We start from the raw sequence: 21,286 nt of genomic DNA, 5'->3' as shown, positions 1-21,286 counted from the left end.
CGATGACACATCGCTTGACCCCCTTGGCCGAAAGCCTGCCTGCCTCCGTGCCCTTCGTCGGCCCCGAGGCGCAGGAGCGGTCGCGCGGCGCGCCCTTCGCCGCCCGCCTCGGCGCGAACGAAAGCGTGTTCGGCCCCTCACCCCGCGCCATCGAGGCGATGGAAGCGGCGGCGCGCGACGCATGGATGTATGGCGACCCCGAAGGCCATGACCTGAAACAGGCCCTGGCCGCGCATCACGGCATCCCCATGACCTCTATCGTGCTGGGCGAAGGGATCGATGGCCTGCTGGGCTATCTGGTCCGGCTGCTGGTCGGGCCGGGCGATGCGGTCGTCACCTCCGCCGGGGCCTATCCCACGTTCAACTATCACGTGTCCGGGTTCGGGGGCACGATCCACACCGTGCCTTTCGCCGGCAACCACGAAGATCCAGAGGCCCTGATCGCCCGCGCGGCAGAGGTGGACGCCAAGCTGATCTATCTGGCGAACCCGGACAACCCGATGGGCAGCCACCATGACGCGTCGACCGTTCAGGGGATGCTTGACGCCCTGCCGGACGGATGCCTGCTCTGCCTCGATGAGGCCTATGCCGACCTTGCCCCGCCCGAGGCGATACCGCCCATCGACCCGGCGGATCCGCGGCTGATCCGGATGCGGACCTTCTCCAAGGCGCATGGTCTGGCGGGGCTGCGCGTCGGCTATGCCATCGGGCATCCCGATCTGATCAGGGCCTTCGACAAGGTGCGCAACCATTTCGGCGTTGGCCGGCTGTCACAGGCCGCGGCCCTGGCGGCCTTGGGCGATCAGGACTGGCTGGCCAATGTCCAGGCGCAGGTCGCGCAATCACGCGATGCGATCGCCCAGATCGCAATCGCCCACGGCCTGACCCCACTGCCCTCGGCCACGAATTTCGTCACGGTCGATTGCGGACGGGATGGGGCCCATGCGCGCCGCGTCCTTGCCGGTCTGATCGCGCGGGGGGTCTTCGTGCGCATGCCGGGTGTCGCCCCCCTCGATCGCTGCATCCGCATCAGTTGCGGCACGCGGGCCGACCTGACCGCGCTGAGCGAGGCTTTGCCAGCCGCCTTGAAGGACGCGGAAACTTGACTTTGCGTCCTCGGATTCCGCGCTAGTCTTTCCGTCACGGCAAGAGCAGGAGCTGACAGATGCGCCAGAACGGGATCGGAGAAGTCGAGAATTACACGGATGCATTCCTTTGCATCGCCTATCTGCTGCTGGTCATGACACTGGTCATGATCTGGGGCGTCTGGGGCTATGTCGTCTCGCTCTCGGTCTGCGCGGGGCTGCACTGGGCCATCAAGCGCCTCGGCCTGCGCCGCGCCCGCATGGAAGCGGCATGGGACGCCCGTGTGGCCGAAGCCCTCGATAGGGCCTACCGCCGCTGACCCTGGCCCGCGTGGGGCGTCACGCCAGCCCGGCGATGACCTTTGCCGCCGCTGACAATCCGCCTTCGCCATGCGGGATGTCCAGCGCGACCAACGCCGCCTCGATCCCGCCGAGCGTGCCCATCATCGTATGCCCGCTGAGATGCCCCATGTGGCCCACGCGGAAGAAGCCGTCCCATTCGGGTGTGCCCATGGGGGCCATCCCGATGCCGATGCCCAGTGTCAGGCCGACCTCGCCGCTGCACCAGTTGCGCAGCGGCGTCCCCCGCTCGGGCAGACGGACGGAGGTGACGGCATTGCTGCGGTGCGCCCGCTCCGGCACGTTGAGTTGCAGGCCGTCCGGGTGTTCCCACGCCTCGAACGCGGACCACAGGGCGCGGGCCAGAACGGCATGGCGGGCCCAGACGTGCTCCACCCCTTCCTCGTGCACGATCATGGTCAATGCCTCGCGCAGACCATAGAGATGATGCGTCGGCCCGGTGCCGTTGAAATAGCGGAAGTAGACCTCCGGGTTGGTGCGCGGCCGCCAGTCCCAGTAGCCGGTCACGCAATCGGCGCGGTCGCGCGCCCGGTCCGCCTTGTCGTTGTAGAAGACGAAGCTGACGCCCGCCGGGGTCATCATGCCTTTCTGACATCCGGCGATGGCGACATCGGCGCCCCAGGCGTCCATCTCGAACCGGTCGCAGCCCATCGAGGCCATGCAATCCGCCATCAGCAGGGCACCATGCCCCGCTGCATCCATCTCGGCCCGGATCGCGGCAATGTCCGATTTGACCGAGGAGGACGTATCGACATGCACCACGAGGACGGACTTGATCTCGCCCGCGGTATCCTCGCGCAGGCGCTGACCGATGGCGGCGGCGTCCATGGGGGCGCGGTTGCCGAAATCCATGACCTCCACCCGCAGGCCGAGACCGCGCGCGATATCCGCCCAGCCATCGGCAAAGGTGCCCGTGCGCGGCACCAGCACCAGATCGCCCCGCGAATGGGTGTTGGCCAGCGACGCCTCCCATACGGCATGGCCATTGCCGATATAGATCGTGGCGTTGTGCTCGGTCCGGGCAACGGCCTTGAGATCGGGGATCAGGGAATGCGTCAGGTCGATCAACGCCCCCTGGTAGATGTTCGGTGAAGGGCGGTGCATCGCGCGCAGCACCCGGTCGGGCATGATCGACGGGCCGGGAATCGACAGGATCTGGGGCCCGTGGGCAAGGCTGGTGTGGGTCTGATGGCTGTCGTCGCGCATGGGATCATTCCTGTCTCGGGTTGCCATAGCAGCTAGACCTCGGGGCGGGGCCGGTCAATCTGGGCTTGGCATCGCATCACGCATCCTTATGTCGGGGGGTATGACACGCTGCATCCTTCGCATCGCGGGTACGGACCGGGACACGTTCCTGAACGGCCTGCTGACCCGCAACATCCCGGAAACGGGCCTCGGCTATGCCGCGCTCCTGTCGCCGCAGGGCAAGTATCTTGCCGATTTCCTGACATGGCGCGGCGATGACGCCTCCTATCTCGACGTCGATGCCAACCTCGCCCCCGCGCTGGCACAGCGGCTGACGATGTATCGCCTGCGCGCGGATGTCGCCATCTCGGACAGCGGCATGACCGTCGCCACCGGCACCGGTGATGTCCCCGACGGCGCGATGGCCGATCCGCGCCCCGGCATGGGTTGGCGCCACTATGGCGCGACGGGTGGGGACGATATCGATTGGGACGCCCTGCGCGTCGAGAACCTGATCCCCGCGACAGGCGTCGAGTTGATCCCGAACGAAAGCTATATCCTCGAAATGGGGTTCGAGCGGCTGAACGGCGTCGATTTCCGCAAGGGATGCTACGTCGGGCAGGAGATCGTCGCCCGGATGAAGCACAAGACCGAGTTGCGCAAAGGCCTCGCCCGCGTGCGCGGCGCCGTGGCGCCGGGCGCCGAGATCACGGCGAACGGCAAGCCCGCAGGCACCATCCACACCGTGTCGGGCGACCGCGCGCTGGCCTACCTGCGGTTCGACCGCGCCAGCGACATGACGACCGACCTCGGCCCCGTTTCGCGCGACGACTGACGCATTCCCCGAATTTCCGAAGATCCCGAAAGGACCGCCCCCATGACCCTTACCTTCGACGCCAATGCCGCCCCCGCCGCGGGCGAGCCGCTGGGCAACCTGCCGGACTGGAACCTCGACGACCTCTATACCGGGCAGGACGCGCCGGAGCTGCTGCGTGATCTCGACTGGCTGGAGAGCGAATGCGCCGCCTATGCCGCCGACTACGAAGGCAAGCTGGCGGGCCTGACGGCGGACGAGATGCTGACCGCGATCACCCGCAACGAAAAGATCGACGAGGTCGCGGGCCGGATCATGTCCTACGCGGGCCTGCGCTACTATCAGCAGACGACGAACGGCGACCGCGCCAAGTTCATGTCCGACATGCAGGACAGGATCACGACGATCACCACGCCGCTGGTGTTCTTCGGGCTGGAGTTCAACCGCATCGACGACGCCACCTACGAGGCGGCGATGACGGCGAACGCCGATCTTGCCCGCTACCGTCCCGCCCTCGACCGGCTGCGCGCGATGAAGCCCTACCAGTTGTCCGACGAGTTGGAGAAATACCTGCACGACACGTCCGTGGTGGGTGCGTCGGCATGGAACAAGCTGTTCGACGAGACGATTGCGGGCCTGACCTTCGACGTTGACGGCGAAGAACTGGGGATCGAGGCGACCCTGAACCTGCTGACCGACCCGGATCGCACGCGCCGCGAGGCAGGTGCACGCGCCTTGGCCGATGTCTTTGCAAAGAACGTTCGCACCTTTGCCCGCGTCCACAACACGCTGGCCAAGGACAAGGAGATCGACGACCGCTGGCGCGGCCTGCCCAGCCCGCAGGCCAGCCGTCACCTTGCCAACCACGTCGAACCCGAGGTGGTCGAGGCGCTGCGCAATGCCGTCGTCGCCGCCTACCCGCGCCTGTCGCACCGCTACTACAAGCTCAAGGCGAAATGGCTGGGGCTCGACACGCTTCAGGTCTGGGACCGCAACGCCCCCCTTCCGATGGAGGAGACGCGGATCGTCGGTTGGGACGAGGCGCGCAGGACGGTGATGGATGCCTATGCCGGGTTCTCGCCCGAGATGGCCAAGATTGCCGAGCCGTTCTTCGACAAGGGCTGGATCGACGCGGGCGTCAAACCGGGCAAGGCGCCGGGTGCCTTTGCGCATCCGACCGTGACGACGGTGCACCCCTATGTGATGCTGAATTACCTCGGCAAACCGCGCGACGTGATGACCCTGGCGCATGAGTTGGGACACGGTGTGCACCAGGTTCTGGCGGCGGATCAGGGCGAGATGCTGTCGTCGACCCCCCTGACACTGGCCGAGACGGCCTCGGTCTTCGGTGAGATGCTGACCTTCCGCGCCATGCTGGAAGGGGCGGAAACCGACGCCCAGCGCAAGGTCATGCTGGCCGGCAAGGTCGAGGACATGATCAACACGGTCGTCCGCCAGATCGCCTTCTATGACTTCGAGTGCAAGCTGCACGCCGCGCGCCGCGAGGGGGAGCTGACGCCGGAGGATATCGATGCGCTGTGGATGTCGGTGCAGGCCGAAAGCCTTGGCCCGGTGTTCGAGTTCATGGAAGGCTACGAACACTTCTGGGCCTATATCCCGCACTTCGTGCATTCGCCCTTCTACGTTTATGCCTATGCCTTCGGGGACGGGTTGGTGAACGCGCTCTATGCCGCCTACGAGGATCAGCCCGAGGGTTTCGAGGACAAGTACTTCGAGATGCTGCGCGCAGGCGGGTCCAAGCACCACAAGGAGCTGTTGGCCCCCTTCGGCCTCGACGCGTCGGACCCGGCGTTCTGGGACAAGGGCCTGTCGATGATCGAAGGCTTCATCGACGAGCTTGAAGCGATGGAGGACTAGGGCGCCGCAGGCTCGGGCGGGTGCCGCATTTCAGCGTCATTCGCCCGGGCAACGCATCGATACGACGAACCTCCACCATGACCACCGTGCCACCTTGGGTGGCCTGACACGGACTTGACGGCACGCCACCCCTCGGGTTTGGAGGTCGTATGACTGATCGTGTCCGCCTTGTTTCCTCCGATGTCCTTGCCGAAGACTACGGCGTTCTGACGCGGCATCGGTTTTCATTGCGACGGTCCGACGGCTCATGGCAGGAACAGCTGCGCGAGGTGTACGACCGCGGGAACGGCACGGCCTGCCTGTTGTTCGATGCCGATGCCGGGACCCTGCTGTTGATCCGACAGTTCCGCCTGCCACTGCATCTGGCCACGGGCGATGGCATGTCGATCGAAGTGCCCGCAGGTGATCTGGACGGCGCGCGCGCGCAGGAACGGGTCCACGCCGAGTTGCTGGAGGAGACGGGATACGCGGCGACCGACCTGGAACACGTGATGGATCTGTTCGCCGCACCCGGATCCGCGATGGCCATGAACACCTGCTACATCGGCAAATACACCAGGTCCGACCCGGTCGCGCGCGGCGGTGGCCTGAAGTCTGAGGGCGAGGATATCGAGGTGCTGCATGTGCCCCTGTCCGAGGCCTTGGCGATGATCCGGGACGGGCGTATCCGCGACGGGAAGACCACGATTTTGATTCAGCATCTGGCGCTGAAATCAGCCGGCCTCGTCTAACCCAGCATTTCGGACAGAACCGCGGCCGGTCCCGACTTTTCGGCCGGTTCGGGGCGCGCGATGGCCGGGGTGGCGCGGATATGCAGATCGTTTTCGGCACAATCCAGCATGAAGGCGGCAAGATCGCCCGTGCGCGTGCGGATCAGATCCTCGGGGATCACATCGTCGAAAATCTGCGCTTCGCCGGTCGCGGGTTCATCCAGCAGCCAGCCGGGGCGCACCGCCGTCCAACGGAGCCACGGCGTCGCCTGCAATATCTTCTCCATCTCGCCCATCTGATCGAAGATGGACGACAGGCCCAGACGCGCGGCGGCCTCGAACCAGATCGGTCCACGGGACATCGTTTCCACGAAACTGGCCGAAATCGTCACGAGGCGGTCACAGCCTGCGGTGCGCATCTCGGCCAGGATGTTGCGTGTGCCCTCGGTGTGCAGGGGCGGCGGGTCGATAACCGTGCCCGGCCCCGCGTCGATCCCGACCGCGTTCAGGACGGCGTCGATCCCGTCGAGATCGCCCCTGACCCCATCGCGCGACAGCACATCGGAAGTGACCCATTCGAGGTCATCGGCCTGCAACGGGTCGTCCGGCAGCACCTTCACGGAGGCGCGCACGCTGTGCCCCCTGTCGAGGGCCATGCGCACGAGGCGCGCGCCGGTCGCCCCATCGGCGCCGTAGATAAGGATGTGCATGTCAATCGTCCAATGGTTGTGCCAACGGTCGTGGTGTCCTAACCCGATACGGGGCCTATTGTTCCCCGTTCACATAGCGGAGGCGGCATGAAACTCTGGATCGGCCTGGGCAATCCGGGCACGAAATATGCGGGCAACCGCCACAATATCGGGTTCATGGCGCTGGACCGGATCGCCGAGGATCAGGGCGCGCCGTGGCGGTCCAAGTTCCAGGGGCAACTGGCCGAGGTCCGGTTCGGGTCCGAAAAGATCTGGCTGTTGAAACCCGGCACCTTCATGAACCTGTCCGGGCAATCCGTCGGCGAAGCGATGCGGTTTCACAAGCTGACGCCGGATGATGTGACCGTCTTTCACGACGAACTCGATCTTGCCCCCGGACGGCTGAAACTCAAGCAGGGGGGCGGTCACGCTGGGCACAACGGCCTGCGGTCCATCCATCAGCATATCGGGGCCGACTACGCGCGCGTGCGCCTTGGAATTGGCCATCCCGGCCACAAGGATCGCGTGGCGGGCTATGTCTTGTCGGATTTCGCGAAGGCCGAGGGCGAGATGCTGGACGATCTGCTGCGCGGCATTCTGGACGGTGCTGCGAAGCTGGCAGCGGGGGATGGGGGCGGTTTCATGAACGCCGTCGCACAACGGACTGCCCCGGCGCGGTCCTCCAAGAGTGGCGCCTCCGACAAGACGGGCAAAGCGCCGTCGCCGGGGACGGCCAACACCCCGCCCCCTGCCCCGTCGGCCAAACCCGACACGCCACCCGAGGACGCGAAAGACGACGAAACGCTTTCCCCTCTGCAAAGGCTCGCCGCGCGGTTCCGATAGGTCCCTCGTGGCGATCGCCACCCCGTTCCGGTCTGACCGGCACGAACGAAGCCGCAGCCCCAGATCGTGCGTCCGGGCAGCTGCCTGCCGCACCGTCGCCCCGATGCCGCAATAATGGGCGCTGGACCGATGCTGCCCCGTGTGCTTCGGTAGCAGGCAAAAGAGGATGGTATGCGGACCTGGGCAAAACGTCTGATCCTTGGCCTGCTGGCTATCACCGTGATCTGTGCTGCGGCGGCCCTGTGGAAGCGGGAAGAGATTTCGCGGCTTCTTGCCGTCAGGTCCCTGTTCGCCCCCGACAGGATCGTCCGGAATTTCAGCAACATGGACGCGGCCTTCCTGCATGTCCCGTTGACGACCGAGCCCGGCCCGCCGCTGCCCCGCGCAGAACCGATCGACCTGCCGACAGGGGCGGACCAGTGGATCGCGGATCGCGCGATCACCGGGTTGGTCGTGCTGCGCGACGGGGCGATGACGCATGAAAGCTATCATCTGGGCACAGGGGCCGAGGATCAGCGGATCAGCTGGTCCGTCGCCAAGAGCTTCCTGTCGCTTCTGATCGGTCAACTGGTCGCCGATGGCACGCTGGAACTGGCGGACCCGGTCGTCCTGCATGCGCCGGAGCTCTTGAACTCCGCCTATGACGGCACGTCCCTTCTCGACGTCATTCAGATGGAATCCGGCGTCGCCTTCGACGAGAATTATTTCGACAAGGACAGCGACATAAACCGCATGGGGCGGATCATCGCCCTTGGGGGTGCGCTGGACGATTTCACGGCCAGCTTCACCCTCCGCGACCGCGATCCCGGTGGCGCGTGGAAATACGTCTCCATCGATACGCATGTTCTGGGAATGGTCGTACGGGGGGCCACCGGGCGCAGCATTCCCGACCTGATGACGGAACGTCTGCTTCTGCCCATGGGGATCGGGCCCGCCAGCTATCTGACCGATGGCGTGGGGACGGCCTTCGTCCTTGGCGGCCTGACCATGCGCACGGTCGATTACGCCCGTATGGGCCTGCTGGTGCAGCAGGGCGGGATCCTGTCGGCCCGTCAGATCGTGCCGGATACCTGGATCGAGGAAAGCACCCGCGCCTCGGCCCATACGGCACCGGGCGCGGTTGGCTATGGCTACCAGTGGTGGATCCCGGCCGATGCTGCACCGGGCGAGGTCATTGCGCGCGGCGTCTATGGGCAATACGTCTATATCGACCGCGCGTCCGAGGTCGTCATCGCGATCAACGGTGCGGACCTGCAATTCAACGCGCCCGGTGTCTGGGATGACATGCTCGGCATGTTTCGCCGCATCGCCGCCAAGGATACCTGAGGGGACCGCAGGCTGGCCCATCCCGATGTCGGCGCTATCCCGACCAGTGAAAGAAGGAGTGCACGATGCAGACCACGCCCGGCCAGACCGAAAGCCTGAACGTGAATGGCGACCCCCTCGACCCGTGTTCGATGGATCCGGTCACCGGTTTCTTCAGGGACGGGTGCTGCAACACGGGGCCCATGGATGCGGGGCAGCATACCGTTTGCGCCATCATGACGGCCGAGTTCCTGGCGCATTCCAAGTACCTCGGGAACGATCTGAGCACCCCCCGACCGGAGTACAACTTCGCAGGGCTCAAGCCCGGTGACAGCTGGTGCCTGTGTGCCGCGCGATTCCAGCAGGCCCATGAGGAGGGCGTCGCGCCGCAGGTCCGGCTTGCCGCGACCCATCAGCGGGCGCTCGACGTCGTGCCGCGCGACGTGCTCGACCTCCATGCGGTCTGACCGCAGGATGTTGACGAACGGCTATCATGCGGTGCCCGAAGGAAAGTTGGCCGCCGTTGTGACCCACCTGACGATGGAGCGGCCCCGTACCATGCCGCCGGTTGCAGCGGACCTGCCCCTGCGCCATGTGACGTCGCCGGATGTCGAATGGTATCGCGATCTGTTTACCCGCGTCGGCGCGCTGGACTGGCTGTGGGTGTCGCGCCTCGAGATGCCGCGCGATCGGTTGGCGGCCATCCTGTCCGATCCGCTGATCGAAGTGCGCGCATTGGATATCGACGGCCATGCCGAAGGATTGCTGGAGCTGGATTTCCGCACGCCGGGGACCTGCGAACTCGCGTTCCTCGGACTGACGTCAGCGGCGCAGGGAAAAGGCTTCGGACGCGGCATGATCGCGGCGGCGATCAACCTTGCCTTTTCCCGCGATGTCCGGACGCTGACACTGCATACCTGTACGTTCGACAGCCCATGGGCGCTGCGGTTCTACATGTCGCAGGGGTTCGTGCCCGTCGGGCAGCAGGTTCAGGTGCTGGACGATCCGCGCCTGACCGGGGATCTGCCGCGCGACGCCGCGCCGCAGATCCCCATGATCGGGCGCTGAACGCCCGATCTGGTCGATCAGATGACCTCGCCCATTTCCCAGCCGAGGGCGCGGGCGACGGTGAAGATATCCTTGTCGCCACGCCCGCACATGTTCATGCAGATGATGTGATCTTTGGGCAGGTCCGGCGCGATCTTCATCACGTGGGCCAGCGCGTGGGAGGGTTCGAGCGCGGGAATGATCCCCTCCATCTCGCAGCACAGCTGGAACGCCTCCAGCGCCTCCTTGTCGGTGATCGAGACGTATTCCGCGCGGCCGATGTCATGCAGCCACGAATGCTCCGGCCCGATACCGGGATAGTCGAGGCCCGCGCTGATCGAGAACCCTTCGAGGATCTGACCGTCATCGTCCTGAAGCAGATAGGTCCGGTTGCCATGCAGCACGCCGGGGCGTCCGCCGGTGAGGGAAGCACAATGCTCCATCCTGTCGTTCACGCCCTTGCCGCCCGCCTCGACGCCGATGATCTTCACGTCCTTGTCGTCAAGGAAGGGAAAGAACAGGCCCATGGCGTTCGACCCGCCCCCGATGGCGGCGATGATGGTATCGGGCAGGCGACCCTCCTGCTCCTGCAACTGCTCCTTGGCTTCCTTGCCGATGATGGCCTGAAAATCGCGGACCATGGCCGGATAGGGGTGCGGCCCGGCCACGGTGCCGATGCAGTAGAACGTGTCGTCGACATTGGTGACCCAGTCGCGCAGCGCGTCGTTCATCGCGTCCTTCAGGGTGCCGCGACCGGATGTCACCGGCACGACCTCGGCCCCGAGCAGCTTCATGCGGAACACGTTGGGGCTTTGACGTTCGACGTCATGGGCGCCCATGTAGACGACGCACTTCAGGCCGAACTTGGCGCAAACGGTCGCCGTGGCCACGCCATGCTGACCGGCGCCGGTTTCGGCGATGATCCGGGTCTTGCCCATGCGACGGGCAAGGATGATCTGACCCAGCACGTTGTTGATCTTGTGCGCGCCGGTATGGTTCAGCTCGTCACGCTTGAGATAGATTTTCGCGCCGCCCAGGCGTTCGGTCAGGCGTTCGGCGAAATACATCGGGCTGGGACGGCCGACATAATGGGTCCACAGGTCGTGCATCTCGGCCCAGAAGGCGTCGTCGGTCTTGGCGAACTCATACTGACGCTCAAGCTCCAGAATCAGGGGCATCAGCGTCTCGGACACGAACCGTCCACCGAAATCACCGAACCGCCCGTTTTCGTCGGGGCCGGTCATGAAACTGTTGAGCAGGTCGTCTGGCATGGCATGTCCTCCGTTGCTGGCTTGGGCTAGCGGGAAATGCGCCCGGGTGAAAGTCGCGAAAGCATTGCCGGGCGGGGATTGCGCCGAACCGCCGCAACGGGCGGGTCGCGTCACGCCGCCGCCGCCGCCTTGCAGAACGCGGCGATGAGGCCGGCATCCTTGACGCCCGGCGCAGTTTCGACGCCCGACGACAGATCGACCTGTCGTGCACCGGTCAAACGCACCGCCTCGGCCACGTTTTCCGCAGTCAGCCCACCGGCCAGCATCCACGGCGTCTTCCACGTGCGCCCGGCGATCAGGCGCCAGTCGAAACCGACACCATTGCCACCCGGCAGGTCCGCGCCCTTCGGCGGTTTCGCATCGACCAGAATCTGGTCCGCGACGCCTTCGAACATGTGAATGCGCGCCAGATCGCCTTCGTCCCGCAGGCCGACAGCCTTCATCACGGGCAGGCCCGTCCGGGCACGCACCTCGGCCACGCGCTCCGGCGTCTCCGCCCCCTGCAGCTGGATCATGTCCAGCGGCACGACCGATGTCACCGCATCCAGTGTCGCATCGTCGGGATCGACCAGCAGGGCGACCTTGGCGAGGCCCGGCGGTGCCGCAACCGCCAGATCGCGCGCCTGTTCGGGCGACACGTTTCGCGGTGACGGCGGAAAGAAGACAAGGCCCATATAGGCGGCACCGGCATCGGCAACCGCCTCGACATCCGCAAGCCGGCTAAGACCGCAAATCTTGACACGGACCGAACCGCCCGGTCGCGTTACCCGCAGCATTTCACCGCCGCCGATCAGCGCGGCTGATCAAGAAGGGCAAGAACATCGTCCTGTTCCGCGGAAACGCGGGACTTGGCCAGTTCCTTCTCCAGCCGCTCTTTCTGGGCCCGCTCGTTCCGGGCCTCGGCGCGGTGCTTGTGCTCCCGCATCCACTCCCAGACGAAACCGACCATCAGCCCCAGCGCAATGGCAATGAAGATCACCACGAACAGAGGCAGGGTAATGCCCTGACCGAACCCAAGGGCCAGCCCGAGGTCTTCGGGCAACAGGCGCAGGGTCACGTTGGACCGATTGGCCATCGCCAGCACGAGGAGGATCAGGCCAAGCAGGCCGAGGAACAGATATCGGATAAAACTCATGGTATCGGAGTTAGCCTTGCCCAAGGGGCCTGTCCAGTCGGCATGGTCACCGCCAAGGACAGGGCCCGCCTCATTGTTTGTCGTTCAGACGATCACGCAGCAGCTTGCCCGCCTTGAAGAACGGGACATGCTTTTCCTCGACCTGAACTGATTCCCCTGTGCGTGGATTGCGCCCCACGCGGGCGTCGCGGTGCTTGACCGAGAATGCACCGAAGCCACGCAATTCGACCCGGTCCCCCGAGGCCAGGGCACCGACGATCTCGTCGAAGATCGTGTTCACGATCTTTTCGACATCTCTCTGATAAAGATGCGGGTTCTCCTCCGCGACCTTCTGTATCAGTTCGGAACGGATCATTGTTCCCCCTTTCCTGCTCTCAGCGCGACTAATCGACAGACATCACAATTTGCAGGTGTCTGATCTATAGCCGCATTCGCGCCATGCGCAAAGGCTGAGTCGATTCGAACACACGTGGTTTCCGTCGCGGGAGGGCGGGGCGCCCGCAGCGGCGCCGATCGGCGCACCACAGGGCAGGACATGCCGGTTTCATGCGCGGCGGCGCAACACGGACCCCGGTCACCGAAGGCCCCATCCGACGGTTGGCGCCAAATGCGAACACGTAGCGAGTACGGCCGAGAACCCGGCGTGGTGTCTGGCACGAACGAGGCGCATGGGATCGCGGCGCAATTTAATTCAGACGGCTGAGCATCTTACGAATTCTTGGGCAATTACTCATCCACGGCAACAGGCGCGCTGCAAGACCTGCTGCAAATGTCCGGCAATGCTGCCGTCTGCCGCATGTTAACCCCGAACCCGGACCGGAGATACCCGCAAGCCCTTGGTTCTGCTTGGCGACCCGGGCCCGGCAAACTGACGGGGCCCTTTCTATACGCAGGTCACCAAACACGAATTCGGCCCGGCGATCAATAATTCGGCAGGCCGAAAACCGCGCGCGTCCCCTGCCCACGCTGGCGGAACGGCTTCGGCCGCGGTCGCTGCGCCCATCCCCGATTCGCGACGGACGGGTGGGTGGTGTGAAGCCCCCCTTGAACGAAAATGGGCCCCGAAGGGCCCATCTCAGATTACATCTGGCTAACGCAGATCTCAGTCGTCGCCCTTGAGGGCTGCGCCGAGAATGTCGCCCAAGCTCGCACCCGAGTCGGAGGAGCCATACTGCTGCACGGCCTCTTTCTCTTCGGCAATCTCGCGTGCCTTGATCGACAGGCCCAGACGGCGGGACTTGCTGTCCACATTGGTGACGCGGACGTCCAGCTTGTCACCCATGCCGAAACGCTCCGGGCGCTGATCGGCACGGTCGCGGGCCAGGTCGGAGCGGCGGATGAAGGACTTCATGCCTTCGTATTCCACCTCGATGCCGCCCTCTTCGATCTTGGTCACCTCGACGGTGATGATCGAACCGCGCTTCACGCCGCCGATGGCTTCCGCGTAGGGGTCGCCGTCAGCCGCCTTGATCGACAGGGAGATACGCTCCTTGTCGGTGTCGACCTCGGACACGACCGCCTTGACGATGTCGCCCTTGCGGTAGTCGCCGATGACGTCCTCGCCACGGCCTTCCCAGGTCAGATCCGACAGGTGAACCATGCCGTCGATGTCGCCGGGCAGACCAACGAACAGACCGAACTCGGTGATGTTCTTGACCTCGCCCTCGACCTGCGTGCCCTCGGGGTGCGTTTCAGCGAACACTTCCCACGGGTTGCGCATGGTCTGCTTGAGACCCAGCGAAACGCGACGCTTTGCGGTGTCGATCTCGAGAACCATGACCTCGACCTCTTGCGAGGTGGACACGATCTTGCCCGGATGGACGTTCTTCTTGGTCCAGGACATCTCGGAGACGTGGACCAGACCTTCGACGCCCGGCTCCAGCTCCACGAATGCACCGTAATCGGTGATGTTCGTTACGCGGCCCGTGTGCGTGGAATCCAGCGGGTACTTGGCGATGACCGTGTCCCAGGGATCGTCCTGCAGCTGCTTCATGCCGAGGCTGATGCGGTGCGTGTCCTTGTTGATCTTGATGACCTGGACCTTGACGGTCTCGCCGATCGACAGGATCTCGCGCGGGTCGTTGACGCGGCGCCAGGCCATGTCGGTGACGTGCAGCAGGCCGTCAACACCACCCAGGTCGACGAAGGCGCCGTACTCGGTGATGTTCTTGACGACGCCGTCGACGGTCTGGCCTTCGGCCAGGTTGCCGATGACTTCGGCGCGCTGCTCGGCGCGGCTCTCTTCGAGGATGGCGCGACGCGACACCACGATGTTGCCACGACGGCGATCCATCTTGAGGATCTGGAACGGCTGCTTGAGGCCCATCAGGGGACCGGCGTCGCGCACGGGGCGCACGTCGACCTGAGAACCGGGCAGGAAGGCAACGGCACCGCCGAGGTCGACCGTGAAGCCGCCCTTGACGCGACCGAAGATGGCGCCTTCGACGCGCTCTTCCTTGCCGTAGGCCTCTTCCAGACGGTCCCAAGCAGCTTCGCGGCGGGCCATCTCGTGCGAGATGACGGCTTCGCCACGGCTGTTTTCGACGTTGCGCAGGTAGACTTCGACTTCGTCGCCGACTTCGATCTCGGCGGCTTCACCGGGATTCGCGAATTCCTTGAGATCGACACGGCCTTCCATCTTGTAGCCGACGTCGATGATGGCCTGGCCTGCCTCGATGGCGATGACCTTGCCCTTTACGACACTGCCTTCGGAGGGCGTGTCGATTTCGAGGGATTCGTTGAGAAGAGCCTCGAACTCTTCCATGGATGTGTTTTGAGCCATGTGGCCTATGGTTTCCTATTCTTACGCATTTGACTGGCCGTGCGGTTGTCTCCGCCGGTCTGGGATGATGCCCGCGCTTCGCACGAACGAATTGGTCGGAAAGCACGATTGACGCGGGTCCGGCCCGCCTGTCTGTCGCACTGTCTGTGACGCGCGGGGATATGCCCCAAACGGACGCAGGATGCAACCGCGCGTTGTCGCGCCGCGCGCCGGCGTCAATCCTCGGCCGTCTCGGACAAAAGGTTGGGCTCGAACGCCTCGATCTGGGCGACGGCCGCGCCCGCGATCCCGCGCACGTCGCCATACATGCCCATCATGGCCGAAATTGCCTTGTCCAACTGTTTTTCACGCATCGCCCATTGGGCCGTCATCTGCTTGCGCTCCTTGCGCAAGGCCTCCTGCATGGCTTCGAACGGCTCCACCACCGCTTCGATCCGGCCCCGGAACTGCGGCCCGGTCAGGTAGTCATAGAGCATCTCCGACTTGGTCGCCTGCCCCTCGCGCGCACCCCGCGCTTCGGCCACACGGGTCAGCCCGTCACGCAAGGCATGGGCCAAGGGCACGGCATAGCGTGGCGCGGCGATCCAGACGCCATCGACATGGGCAAACGTGTCGATCCCGTCGGGGCGCACCTCGGACACGATGACGGCGATGTCGGCACCTGCCGCGCGCATGTCGTCCCGCAACTTGGGCAGCCAGTCCCGCGACCATGCCGCGGTCCGTTTCGATTCCCAGATGATCGCACCGGCCTCGCCCACCCGTTGCAGACAATCGGCGCCGCGCGTGCCCTTTCCCACCGGTTCGATCGCGTCGACCGGGAAGGCGCGTGTCAGTTGATCCTCGAGGACGACTTCGGCGGCTTCGCCCTGTCGCTGCTGGCTACCCTGCTCGACCTTCTTGGTCAGAACGTCGATCTGGCGGCGCAGGACGTCCATCTGCTGATCCTTTTCGGCCAGCTTCAGAACCTGTGCCTCCTGCGCGGTGCGGACCCGTTCGGCGGCCAGTGCCTCGGCCTCGGCGGCCAATTTCCGGCGCACCGCATCGGTTTGCGCGGCGACCTGTTTCTGGATCGTCAGGTCCATCTCCCGCTCCCGCTCGGCCAGGGCCTCCTGCCGCGACAATGCGGCCGCCTGCGCCTTCTGCGCTTCGGCGAGCTTGGCCTCGCGTGCGGCATCGCGCGCCTTCAGGGCGGCAACCTCCGCCGCCTGCGCGGTGGCCGCCTCGGCCAGTTCGGCCATGCGCGCGGCCTGCGCCTCGGCGGCACGTTGCGCGGCCTGCGCCTCGATCGCCTCTTTCTGTTCGGCCAATGCGGCCTGCGTGCGCGCCGCCGCCTCCTTGCGGGTCTCGGCAAGCAACGGGCCGGCAAGCGACTCGGTCAGGGCGATTTCGGCGGTGCATTCGGGGCAGGTAATACGGGGATCATTCATGACCGAAGGATGGCCCAGCCCGCAGGCGACCACAATGGATCAGATGTCCTGTCCGCGACGTTGCAACCGCTCCAGCAGCTGTCGCTGCTGGCCAGCACTGTCCCCGCGACCGAACTGTCCGGCACCCGAGGAATAGAGCGTCCCGTAGGTCAGCGCCGCGTTCACCGTCTGCCCGATACCGAGGATGAGCTGATCATCGCGCAAGGACGACAGCGGATGAATGAACACCGCCCAGACCCGCCCCTCCGCCACCGCGTACCGCGCGTCGAGGGCGGTATCGAAATTGGCCTGCAGCATGCGCAGCAAAGCGGCCTCGGACAGGCCCGTCGCGGAGCGGATCGGCACCATGGCCCGCATCCGGTCCGCATCGGGGTCAGACACGACGACGACGGGCACGTCCTCGATGGTCATGCGGAATGCCGGGCCGGTCTGTTCCACATCAGGGTCGAGGGCGGTGAATATCTGCGCCATGCGCGCCACCGTCATGGGGGCGGCGACCTGCGGCACATTTTCCGATGTCTGCGCCTTCGTCGCCTCGGCAATCGCGATCGCGAATACCAGCGTCAGCGCGGAAACAACCAGCAGCCTGAGAGACAGCGCGTTTCGCGATCGCCGGGTGCGATGCGGACGTGAGGGCGGAGCATTCGGGTTGAGGGGCATTTCGGGTCACCTTCGACTGGCGTCAGGTATCAGGCTAGCGGAACGACGGCCCGAAAACGAAACCACGAATAGGTGAACGGGCCGTTAACGCCCGGGCGATCGCGTCACGGGGGGCCCGCGCGCTCCACTTCCGCGATGGCCGCCGCGACCGCCTCGTCTATGCCCATCTGCGAGGTATCGAGGATCGTGGCCCCCGGCGCGGCCACGAGGGGCGCATCGGCCCGCCCCATGTCACGGGCATCGCGCGCAAGCACGTCTTCCAACACGCCTTCGCGGGTCAGCGACATGCCGCTTTGCGACAGTTCCTGATAACGCCGCTCTGCCCTGACTTCTGCCGAGGCCGTGACATAGAGTTTCACCTCTGCGTCCGGGCAGATCACGCTGCAGATATCACGACCGTCCAGCACGGCACCCTGCGGCAGACGCGCAAAACTCTGCTGGAACTCGACAAGGGCCTGCCGGACTTCCGGCCGGGTCGCGACCCGGCTGGCGGCAGCGGCAATCGCCGGCGTGCGCAGGTCGTCACGGGCCATGTCGTTCGGCGTCAGCGTGCGGGCCGCAGCGACCGCATCCTCCCCCGCTTCGACACGCGCACCGACCGCACGATAGAGAAGTCCGGTGTCGAGATGCTGAAACCCGAAATGTGCCGCAATGGCCCGGCTGATCGTGCCCTTGCCCGCTGCGGCGGGCCCGTCAATGGCAACCACGAAACTCATTCGACCACCTCTTTCGTCAATTTGCATCCGGACATGTGATAGAACGCGGCGTCCGCACTGCACCATAGCAATCACGCCGGGCCCGGCAAAACCCCCGGCGATCTAACCGCTCCGATGGGCGCATTCAGCCGAAGTCGGCCCCCAGATCGCCCATCAGCGCCTTGAATATCGGGAAGGACGTCGCGATCGGAGTGGCATCATCGACGGTGATCCCCTTGTTGGCCGCCATGCCCGCCACGAGAAAGCTCATCGCGATGCGGTGGTCCAGATGCACCGCCACCGTCGCGCCACCGGGCATGTCGCCCGGGCCGCGTCCATCCACTTCCCACCAATCGGCACCATCGCGCACCGTGATACCGCAGGCACGCAGACCGACGGCCATGGCATCGATACGGTCGCATTCCTTGACCCGCAGCTCGGACACGCCGCGCATCACGGTCGTCCCGGTGGCATGGGCCGCCACGACGGACAGGATGGGGTATTCGTCGATCATGCTGGCGGCGCGGTCGGGGGGCACCTCGATCCCCTGCATGTCGGGCGAGAACCGCGCCCGCAGGTCGGCGACGGGTTCGCCCCCTTCTTCGCGCAGATTCTCGTAGGTCAGATCCGCGCCCATGTCCTTGAGGGTCTGGAACAGGCCCGCACGCGTCGGGTTCAGGCCGATATTGGGCACCAGGACATCCGAGCCGGGGACGATCAGCGCCGCACAGACCGGGAAGGCCGCCGATGACGGATCACGGGGCACCTGAATGGTCTGGGGTCGCAACTCGGGTTGTCCCACGAGGGTGATGACATGCCCCTCGTTCGTCTGTTGCACATCGACCTCGGCGCCGAAGCCGCGCAACATCCGCTCACTGTGGTCGCGCGTGGCTTCGCGTTCGATCACCACCGTCTCACCCGGGGCGTTGAGACCGGCCAGCAGGACAGCGGACTTGATCTGTGCGCTGGCCACCGGCGTCGCATAGCGGGCCGGCACCGGAGAGGCGGCGCCGACGATCGTCATGGGCAGACGCCCGCCCGAGCGCCCGTAGGCCCGCGCCCCGAACAGGGCCAGCGGGTCCGTTACCCGCGCCATCGGGCGTTTTCGCAACGACGCATCGCCGGTGTATGTCACCGAAAACCCATGCGTGGCGGCGGCCCCCATCAACAGGCGCACCCCGGTGCCGGAATTGCCGCAATCGATCACGTCTTTGGGTTCCAACAGGCCGCCGACACCGACGCCCTGCACGATCCAGGTGTCGCCCTGCTTCTCGACCTGCGCGCCGAAGGCCTGCATCGCCTTGCCGGTGTCGAGGACGTCCTGCCCCTCCAACAGGCCGGTGACGCGCGTCTCGCCGACGGCCATCGCCCCAAGGATCAGGGACCGGTGGCTGATCGACTTGTCGCCCGGAACATGCGCCTCGCCTGTCAACGGTCCGGCTGGGCGGGCGGTCAGGGGGCTTGCGGGTCCGTGGCTCATGGCGATCTCCTTCAGTCGGGGTCGGGATAGCGGCCGACCCTGTGCGCGTCCATTCCCCTTCTTTGCCATTCGGCGCGTCATCGCCCCTGTGAAACGGCGCTGGCGCCGCTATCTGGACGATGATGAAACGCAGACGCTTCCTTTCCGCCGCCGGGTTGACCGGCCTTCTGGGTGCCGCCGCCTGCGCGGTGCAGCGTACGGGGCCGACCAATCCCTACTACGACGGGCCCGTCTCGGACCATTTCGACGGGACACGCTTCTACAATCCCGGCGGGCAGGATCCGAAGGGGTTCGGCGACCTGCTGAAATGGCAGTTGGGGGGCGACAAGGCGGATTGGCCCGACGGCGTTGGCATCACGCAGGACCGGCCCGCCGAGCGCGTCGGCGACCTGCGGGTGACGATGGTCGGTCATGCCACGGTCCTGATCCAGATCGCCGGCCTGAACATCCTGACCGATCCGGTCTGGTCCGCGCGGGCCAGCCCGTTCACGTTTGCCGGACCGGCCCGTGTGACGGCCCCCGGTGTCGCCTTTGCCGATCTGCCGCCGATCGATGCCGTGCTGCTGAGCCACAATCACTACGACCATCTGGATGTCGCGACCCTGCGCCGCCTGCACGACCGGTTCGCGATGCCGGTCCTGACGCCGCTGGGGAATGATACGATCCTGCGCGACGAGATTCCGGGGATCGACGCGCGCGCGGCCGACTGGGGCGAGGTGTTGCAGGTGCCCGGACTGAGTTTGCGGCTGCTGCCCTGCCACCATTGGTCGGCGCGGGGCACGCGGGATCGGTCCATGGCGCTCTGGGCGTCCTTCGTACTGGAAACCTCGGCCGGCAGGATCCTGCATATCGGCGATACCGGATATGACGACGGCCGCCCCTATGCGGCGGCGGCCCCGCATGGGCCCTATCGTCTGGCCATCCTGCCGATCGGGGCCTATGCGCCGCGCTGGTTCATGGCCGATCAACATCAGAACCCGGAAGAGGCGGTCGCCGGCCTGATCGCCTGTGGCGCACGCCATGGTCTGGCCCACCATTGGGGCACCTTCCAATTGACCAACGAAGCGCGCGAAGAGCCGCCGGCCCGATTGCGCAAGGCGTTGACGGACAGGGGGCTGCAACAGGACATGTTCCGCGCGATTGCGCCCGGCGCACGGTGGGACGTGCCGACCTGACGCGGATCAGGCCCGGTGGAACGTCAGGTAATGCGGCGTCCGGTCTTCGCGGATGGCCTTTGCCTCGTAGCGGGTGCGTGTCCAGTCGGCCCACGGCGTCGAGAAATCGTCGCTCTGCAAGGCAAATCCCGCGCCCGGCACCTCTTCCAGAGTCTGCCGAACGTAGTCGGGAATGTCGGTCGCGACACGGAATTCCGCCCCCGGCTTGAGGACGCGGGCCAAGGGTTCCAGATGTTCCGGGGTCACGAAACGACGGCGGTTGTGCCGTGCCTTGGGCCAGGGGTCCGGATACAGCAGGAAGGCCTTGGAAATCGACGCGTCCGGCAGAACGTCGAACAGGTCACGCACGTCACCGGGATGGATGCGCACATTGGTCAGATCGGCCCGGCGCAACTTGCCCAGCAGCATCGCGATCCCGTTGATGTACGGCTCGGCGCCGATGATCCCGACACCGGGGTTCAGCGTCGCCTGGTGAACCATATGCTCCCCTCCGCCGAAACCGATCTCCAGCCAGACATCCTTGCCGCCGAACAGCCCGCCGAGGTCGAGGGGGTCGCGGTTCGGGTTTTCCTCCCACTCCACGGGGCCGGGTGACAGGTCTGCCAGATCCTGCTCCAGATAGGCCTCATGCGAGGCTTTGAGGTGCTTGCCCTTGCGACGGCCATAGAAGTTGCGGTGGGGACGATCTGTCATGCTGCGCTCTGGCTCCGGTGGGAACGGTTGGGTGCGATATGGTGGCGGGTCG

General features: G+C 65.6%; 22 protein-coding genes. 10 read left to right on the top strand and 12 right to left on the bottom strand.

All coding sequences use genetic code 11. The features are described 5' to 3' along the window. The first annotated feature begins 2 nt into the window (after positions 1 to 2). Together V6N07_RS12160 and V6N07_RS12155 are read left to right on the top strand one after the other, a co-directional pair. Positions 3 to 1,106: a pyridoxal phosphate-dependent aminotransferase gene (locus tag V6N07_RS12160; RefSeq protein ID WP_371156572.1), complete on the top strand. Its 1,104-nt coding sequence runs from the start codon at positions 3 to 5 to the stop codon at positions 1,104 to 1,106. Positions 1,107 to 1,165: 59 nt separating this feature from the next. Then, entirely contained in the window at positions 1,166 to 1,405 is a 240-nt protein-coding gene (locus V6N07_RS12155) for a hypothetical protein (protein ID WP_371156571.1), read from the top strand. A 19-nt stretch (positions 1,406 to 1,424) separates the two neighbouring features. On the opposite strand, the gene V6N07_RS12150 is transcribed toward V6N07_RS12155, so the two are convergent. After that, the gene (locus V6N07_RS12150) at positions 1,425 to 2,651 is read right to left on the bottom strand and encodes an alanine--glyoxylate aminotransferase family protein (protein ID WP_371156570.1); all 1,227 of its coding nucleotides are present in this window, start codon (positions 2,649 to 2,651) and stop codon (positions 1,425 to 1,427) included. A gap of 100 nt (positions 2,652 to 2,751) precedes the next feature. On the opposite strand from V6N07_RS12150, the gene V6N07_RS12145 reads away from it, so the two are divergent. The 3 genes from V6N07_RS12145 to V6N07_RS12135 all read left to right on the top strand — a co-directional run bounded on the left by V6N07_RS12145 (position 2,752) and on the right by V6N07_RS12135 (position 6,053). Continuing rightward, the gene (locus V6N07_RS12145) at positions 2,752 to 3,465 is read left to right on the top strand and encodes a folate-binding protein YgfZ (RefSeq protein WP_371156569.1); all 714 of its coding nucleotides are present in this window, start codon (positions 2,752 to 2,754) and stop codon (positions 3,463 to 3,465) included. A 42-nt stretch (positions 3,466 to 3,507) separates the two neighbouring features. After that, on the top strand, positions 3,508 to 5,322 hold the full coding sequence (locus tag V6N07_RS12140) for a M3 family oligoendopeptidase (protein WP_371156568.1): 1,815 nt from the start codon (positions 3,508 to 3,510) through the stop codon (positions 5,320 to 5,322). A gap of 149 nt (positions 5,323 to 5,471) precedes the next feature. Then, entirely contained in the window at positions 5,472 to 6,053 is a 582-nt protein-coding gene (locus tag V6N07_RS12135; protein WP_371156567.1) for a GDP-mannose pyrophosphatase, read from the top strand. Here the strand turns inward: V6N07_RS12135 and V6N07_RS12130 are convergent. Further along, positions 6,050 to 6,742: an NAD(P)-dependent oxidoreductase gene (locus tag V6N07_RS12130; RefSeq protein WP_371156566.1), complete on the bottom strand. Its 693-nt coding sequence runs from the start codon at positions 6,740 to 6,742 to the stop codon at positions 6,050 to 6,052. The genes V6N07_RS12135 and V6N07_RS12130 overlap by 4 nt on opposite strands. Before the next feature lie 87 nt (positions 6,743 to 6,829). Here V6N07_RS12130 and pth point away from each other — a divergent pair, with 87 nt between their 5' ends. The 4 genes from pth to V6N07_RS12110 all read left to right on the top strand — a co-directional run bounded on the left by pth (position 6,830) and on the right by V6N07_RS12110 (position 9,937). Continuing rightward, positions 6,830 to 7,564, top strand: coding sequence for an aminoacyl-tRNA hydrolase (gene pth, locus V6N07_RS12125; RefSeq protein WP_371156565.1), 735 nt, complete (start codon positions 6,830 to 6,832; stop codon positions 7,562 to 7,564). Positions 7,565 to 7,735: 171 nt separating this feature from the next. Further along, positions 7,736 to 8,890 carry a serine hydrolase domain-containing protein gene (locus V6N07_RS12120; RefSeq protein WP_371156564.1) on the top strand — a complete coding sequence of 385 codons (1,155 nt, stop codon included), beginning with the start codon at positions 7,736 to 7,738 and terminating at the stop codon, positions 8,888 to 8,890. Between the two features lie 65 nt (positions 8,891 to 8,955). After that, positions 8,956 to 9,336 carry a DUF2237 family protein gene (locus V6N07_RS12115; RefSeq protein ID WP_371156563.1) on the top strand — a complete coding sequence of 127 codons (381 nt, stop codon included), beginning with the start codon at positions 8,956 to 8,958 and terminating at the stop codon, positions 9,334 to 9,336. Positions 9,337 to 9,343: 7 nt separating this feature from the next. Continuing rightward, positions 9,344 to 9,937: a GNAT family N-acetyltransferase gene (locus V6N07_RS12110; RefSeq protein ID WP_371156562.1), complete on the top strand. Its 594-nt coding sequence runs from the start codon at positions 9,344 to 9,346 to the stop codon at positions 9,935 to 9,937. A 17-nt stretch (positions 9,938 to 9,954) separates the two neighbouring features. On the opposite strand, the gene trpB is transcribed toward V6N07_RS12110, so the two are convergent. The 9 genes from trpB to aroA all read right to left on the bottom strand — a co-directional run bounded on the left by trpB (position 9,955) and on the right by aroA (position 19,366). Further along, positions 9,955 to 11,187: a tryptophan synthase subunit beta gene (gene trpB / locus V6N07_RS12105; RefSeq protein ID WP_371156561.1), complete on the bottom strand. Its 1,233-nt coding sequence runs from the start codon at positions 11,185 to 11,187 to the stop codon at positions 9,955 to 9,957. A 110-nt stretch (positions 11,188 to 11,297) separates the two neighbouring features. Continuing rightward, entirely contained in the window at positions 11,298 to 11,963 is a 666-nt protein-coding gene (locus V6N07_RS12100) for a phosphoribosylanthranilate isomerase (protein ID WP_371156560.1), read from the bottom strand. 14 nt (positions 11,964 to 11,977) lie between these two features. Then, positions 11,978 to 12,322, bottom strand: coding sequence for a LapA family protein (locus V6N07_RS12095; protein WP_371156559.1), 345 nt, complete (start codon positions 12,320 to 12,322; stop codon positions 11,978 to 11,980). 70 nt (positions 12,323 to 12,392) lie between these two features. Beyond that, a complete protein-coding gene (gene ihfB, locus V6N07_RS12090) occupies positions 12,393 to 12,710 on the bottom strand; it encodes an integration host factor subunit beta (RefSeq protein ID WP_371156817.1) in 318 nt (105 codons plus the stop codon). Between the two features lie 714 nt (positions 12,711 to 13,424). After that, positions 13,425 to 15,104: a 30S ribosomal protein S1 gene (gene rpsA / locus V6N07_RS12085; protein ID WP_371156558.1), complete on the bottom strand. Its 1,680-nt coding sequence runs from the start codon at positions 15,102 to 15,104 to the stop codon at positions 13,425 to 13,427. A 215-nt stretch (positions 15,105 to 15,319) separates the two neighbouring features. Further along, on the bottom strand, positions 15,320 to 16,531 hold the full coding sequence (locus V6N07_RS12080; protein ID WP_371156557.1) for a DUF2130 domain-containing protein: 1,212 nt from the start codon (positions 16,529 to 16,531) through the stop codon (positions 15,320 to 15,322). A 39-nt stretch (positions 16,532 to 16,570) separates the two neighbouring features. Continuing rightward, entirely contained in the window at positions 16,571 to 17,191 is a 621-nt protein-coding gene (locus V6N07_RS12075; RefSeq protein WP_371156556.1) for a hypothetical protein, read from the bottom strand. 104 nt (positions 17,192 to 17,295) lie between these two features. After that, positions 17,296 to 17,907: a d(CMP) kinase gene (locus V6N07_RS12070; RefSeq protein WP_371156555.1), complete on the bottom strand. Its 612-nt coding sequence runs from the start codon at positions 17,905 to 17,907 to the stop codon at positions 17,296 to 17,298. Positions 17,908 to 18,031: 124 nt separating this feature from the next. Then, positions 18,032 to 19,366, bottom strand: a complete 1,335-nt coding sequence (gene aroA / locus V6N07_RS12065) for a 3-phosphoshikimate 1-carboxyvinyltransferase (RefSeq protein ID WP_371156554.1) — start codon at positions 19,364 to 19,366, stop codon at positions 18,032 to 18,034. A 122-nt stretch (positions 19,367 to 19,488) separates the two neighbouring features. On the opposite strand from aroA, the gene V6N07_RS12060 reads away from it, so the two are divergent. Beyond that, a complete protein-coding gene (locus tag V6N07_RS12060) occupies positions 19,489 to 20,541 on the top strand; it encodes an MBL fold metallo-hydrolase (protein WP_371156553.1) in 1,053 nt (350 codons plus the stop codon). Between the two features lie 6 nt (positions 20,542 to 20,547). On the opposite strand, the gene V6N07_RS12055 is transcribed toward V6N07_RS12060, so the two are convergent. After that, a complete protein-coding gene (locus V6N07_RS12055; RefSeq protein ID WP_371156552.1) occupies positions 20,548 to 21,234 on the bottom strand; it encodes a tRNA (guanosine(46)-N(7))-methyltransferase TrmB in 687 nt (228 codons plus the stop codon). Positions 21,235 to 21,286: the final 52 nt, after the last annotated feature.

Origin of the sequence: Jannaschia sp. 2305UL9-9 (assembly GCF_041403465.1) — a bacterium.
GTDB lineage: Bacteria > Pseudomonadota > Alphaproteobacteria > Rhodobacterales > Rhodobacteraceae > Jannaschia.
The sequence above is the reverse complement of the archived record's forward strand: the minus strand, read 5'-3'. Positions and strand labels throughout refer to the sequence as shown.

What these genes read in the sequence shown, in the direction of transcription:
- rpsA (WP_371156558.1), bottom strand. Translation starts at nt 15,104, where the DNA reads ATGGCTCAAAACACATCCATGGAAGAGTTCGAGGCTCTTCTCAACGAA.
- V6N07_RS12110 (WP_371156562.1), top strand. Translation starts at nt 9,344, where the DNA reads ATGTTGACGAACGGCTATCATGCGGTGCCCGAAGGAAAGTTGGCCGCC.
- trpB (WP_371156561.1), bottom strand. Translation starts at nt 11,187, where the DNA reads ATGCCAGACGACCTGCTCAACAGTTTCATGACCGGCCCCGACGAAAAC.
- V6N07_RS12145 (WP_371156569.1), top strand. Translation starts at nt 2,752, where the DNA reads ATGACACGCTGCATCCTTCGCATCGCGGGTACGGACCGGGACACGTTC.
- V6N07_RS12095 (WP_371156559.1), bottom strand. Translation starts at nt 12,322, where the DNA reads ATGAGTTTTATCCGATATCTGTTCCTCGGCCTGCTTGGCCTGATCCTC.
- aroA (WP_371156554.1), bottom strand. Translation starts at nt 19,366, where the DNA reads ATGAGCCACGGACCCGCAAGCCCCCTGACCGCCCGCCCAGCCGGACCG.
- V6N07_RS12100 (WP_371156560.1), bottom strand. Translation starts at nt 11,963, where the DNA reads ATGCTGCGGGTAACGCGACCGGGCGGTTCGGTCCGTGTCAAGATTTGC.
- V6N07_RS12140 (WP_371156568.1), top strand. Translation starts at nt 3,508, where the DNA reads ATGACCCTTACCTTCGACGCCAATGCCGCCCCCGCCGCGGGCGAGCCG.
- V6N07_RS12130 (WP_371156566.1), bottom strand. Translation starts at nt 6,742, where the DNA reads ATGCACATCCTTATCTACGGCGCCGATGGGGCGACCGGCGCGCGCCTC.
- V6N07_RS12055 (WP_371156552.1), bottom strand. Translation starts at nt 21,234, where the DNA reads ATGACAGATCGTCCCCACCGCAACTTCTATGGCCGTCGCAAGGGCAAG.
- V6N07_RS12075 (WP_371156556.1), bottom strand. Translation starts at nt 17,191, where the DNA reads ATGCCCCTCAACCCGAATGCTCCGCCCTCACGTCCGCATCGCACCCGG.
- V6N07_RS12120 (WP_371156564.1), top strand. Translation starts at nt 7,736, where the DNA reads ATGCGGACCTGGGCAAAACGTCTGATCCTTGGCCTGCTGGCTATCACC.
- V6N07_RS12160 (WP_371156572.1), top strand. Translation starts at nt 3, where the DNA reads ATGACACATCGCTTGACCCCCTTGGCCGAAAGCCTGCCTGCCTCCGTG.
- V6N07_RS12135 (WP_371156567.1), top strand. Translation starts at nt 5,472, where the DNA reads ATGACTGATCGTGTCCGCCTTGTTTCCTCCGATGTCCTTGCCGAAGAC.
- V6N07_RS12115 (WP_371156563.1), top strand. Translation starts at nt 8,956, where the DNA reads ATGCAGACCACGCCCGGCCAGACCGAAAGCCTGAACGTGAATGGCGAC.
- V6N07_RS12155 (WP_371156571.1), top strand. Translation starts at nt 1,166, where the DNA reads ATGCGCCAGAACGGGATCGGAGAAGTCGAGAATTACACGGATGCATTC.
- V6N07_RS12150 (WP_371156570.1), bottom strand. Translation starts at nt 2,651, where the DNA reads ATGCGCGACGACAGCCATCAGACCCACACCAGCCTTGCCCACGGGCCC.
- V6N07_RS12060 (WP_371156553.1), top strand. Translation starts at nt 19,489, where the DNA reads ATGAAACGCAGACGCTTCCTTTCCGCCGCCGGGTTGACCGGCCTTCTG.
- V6N07_RS12070 (WP_371156555.1), bottom strand. Translation starts at nt 17,907, where the DNA reads ATGAGTTTCGTGGTTGCCATTGACGGGCCCGCCGCAGCGGGCAAGGGC.
- V6N07_RS12080 (WP_371156557.1), bottom strand. Translation starts at nt 16,531, where the DNA reads ATGAATGATCCCCGTATTACCTGCCCCGAATGCACCGCCGAAATCGCC.
- pth (WP_371156565.1), top strand. Translation starts at nt 6,830, where the DNA reads ATGAAACTCTGGATCGGCCTGGGCAATCCGGGCACGAAATATGCGGGC.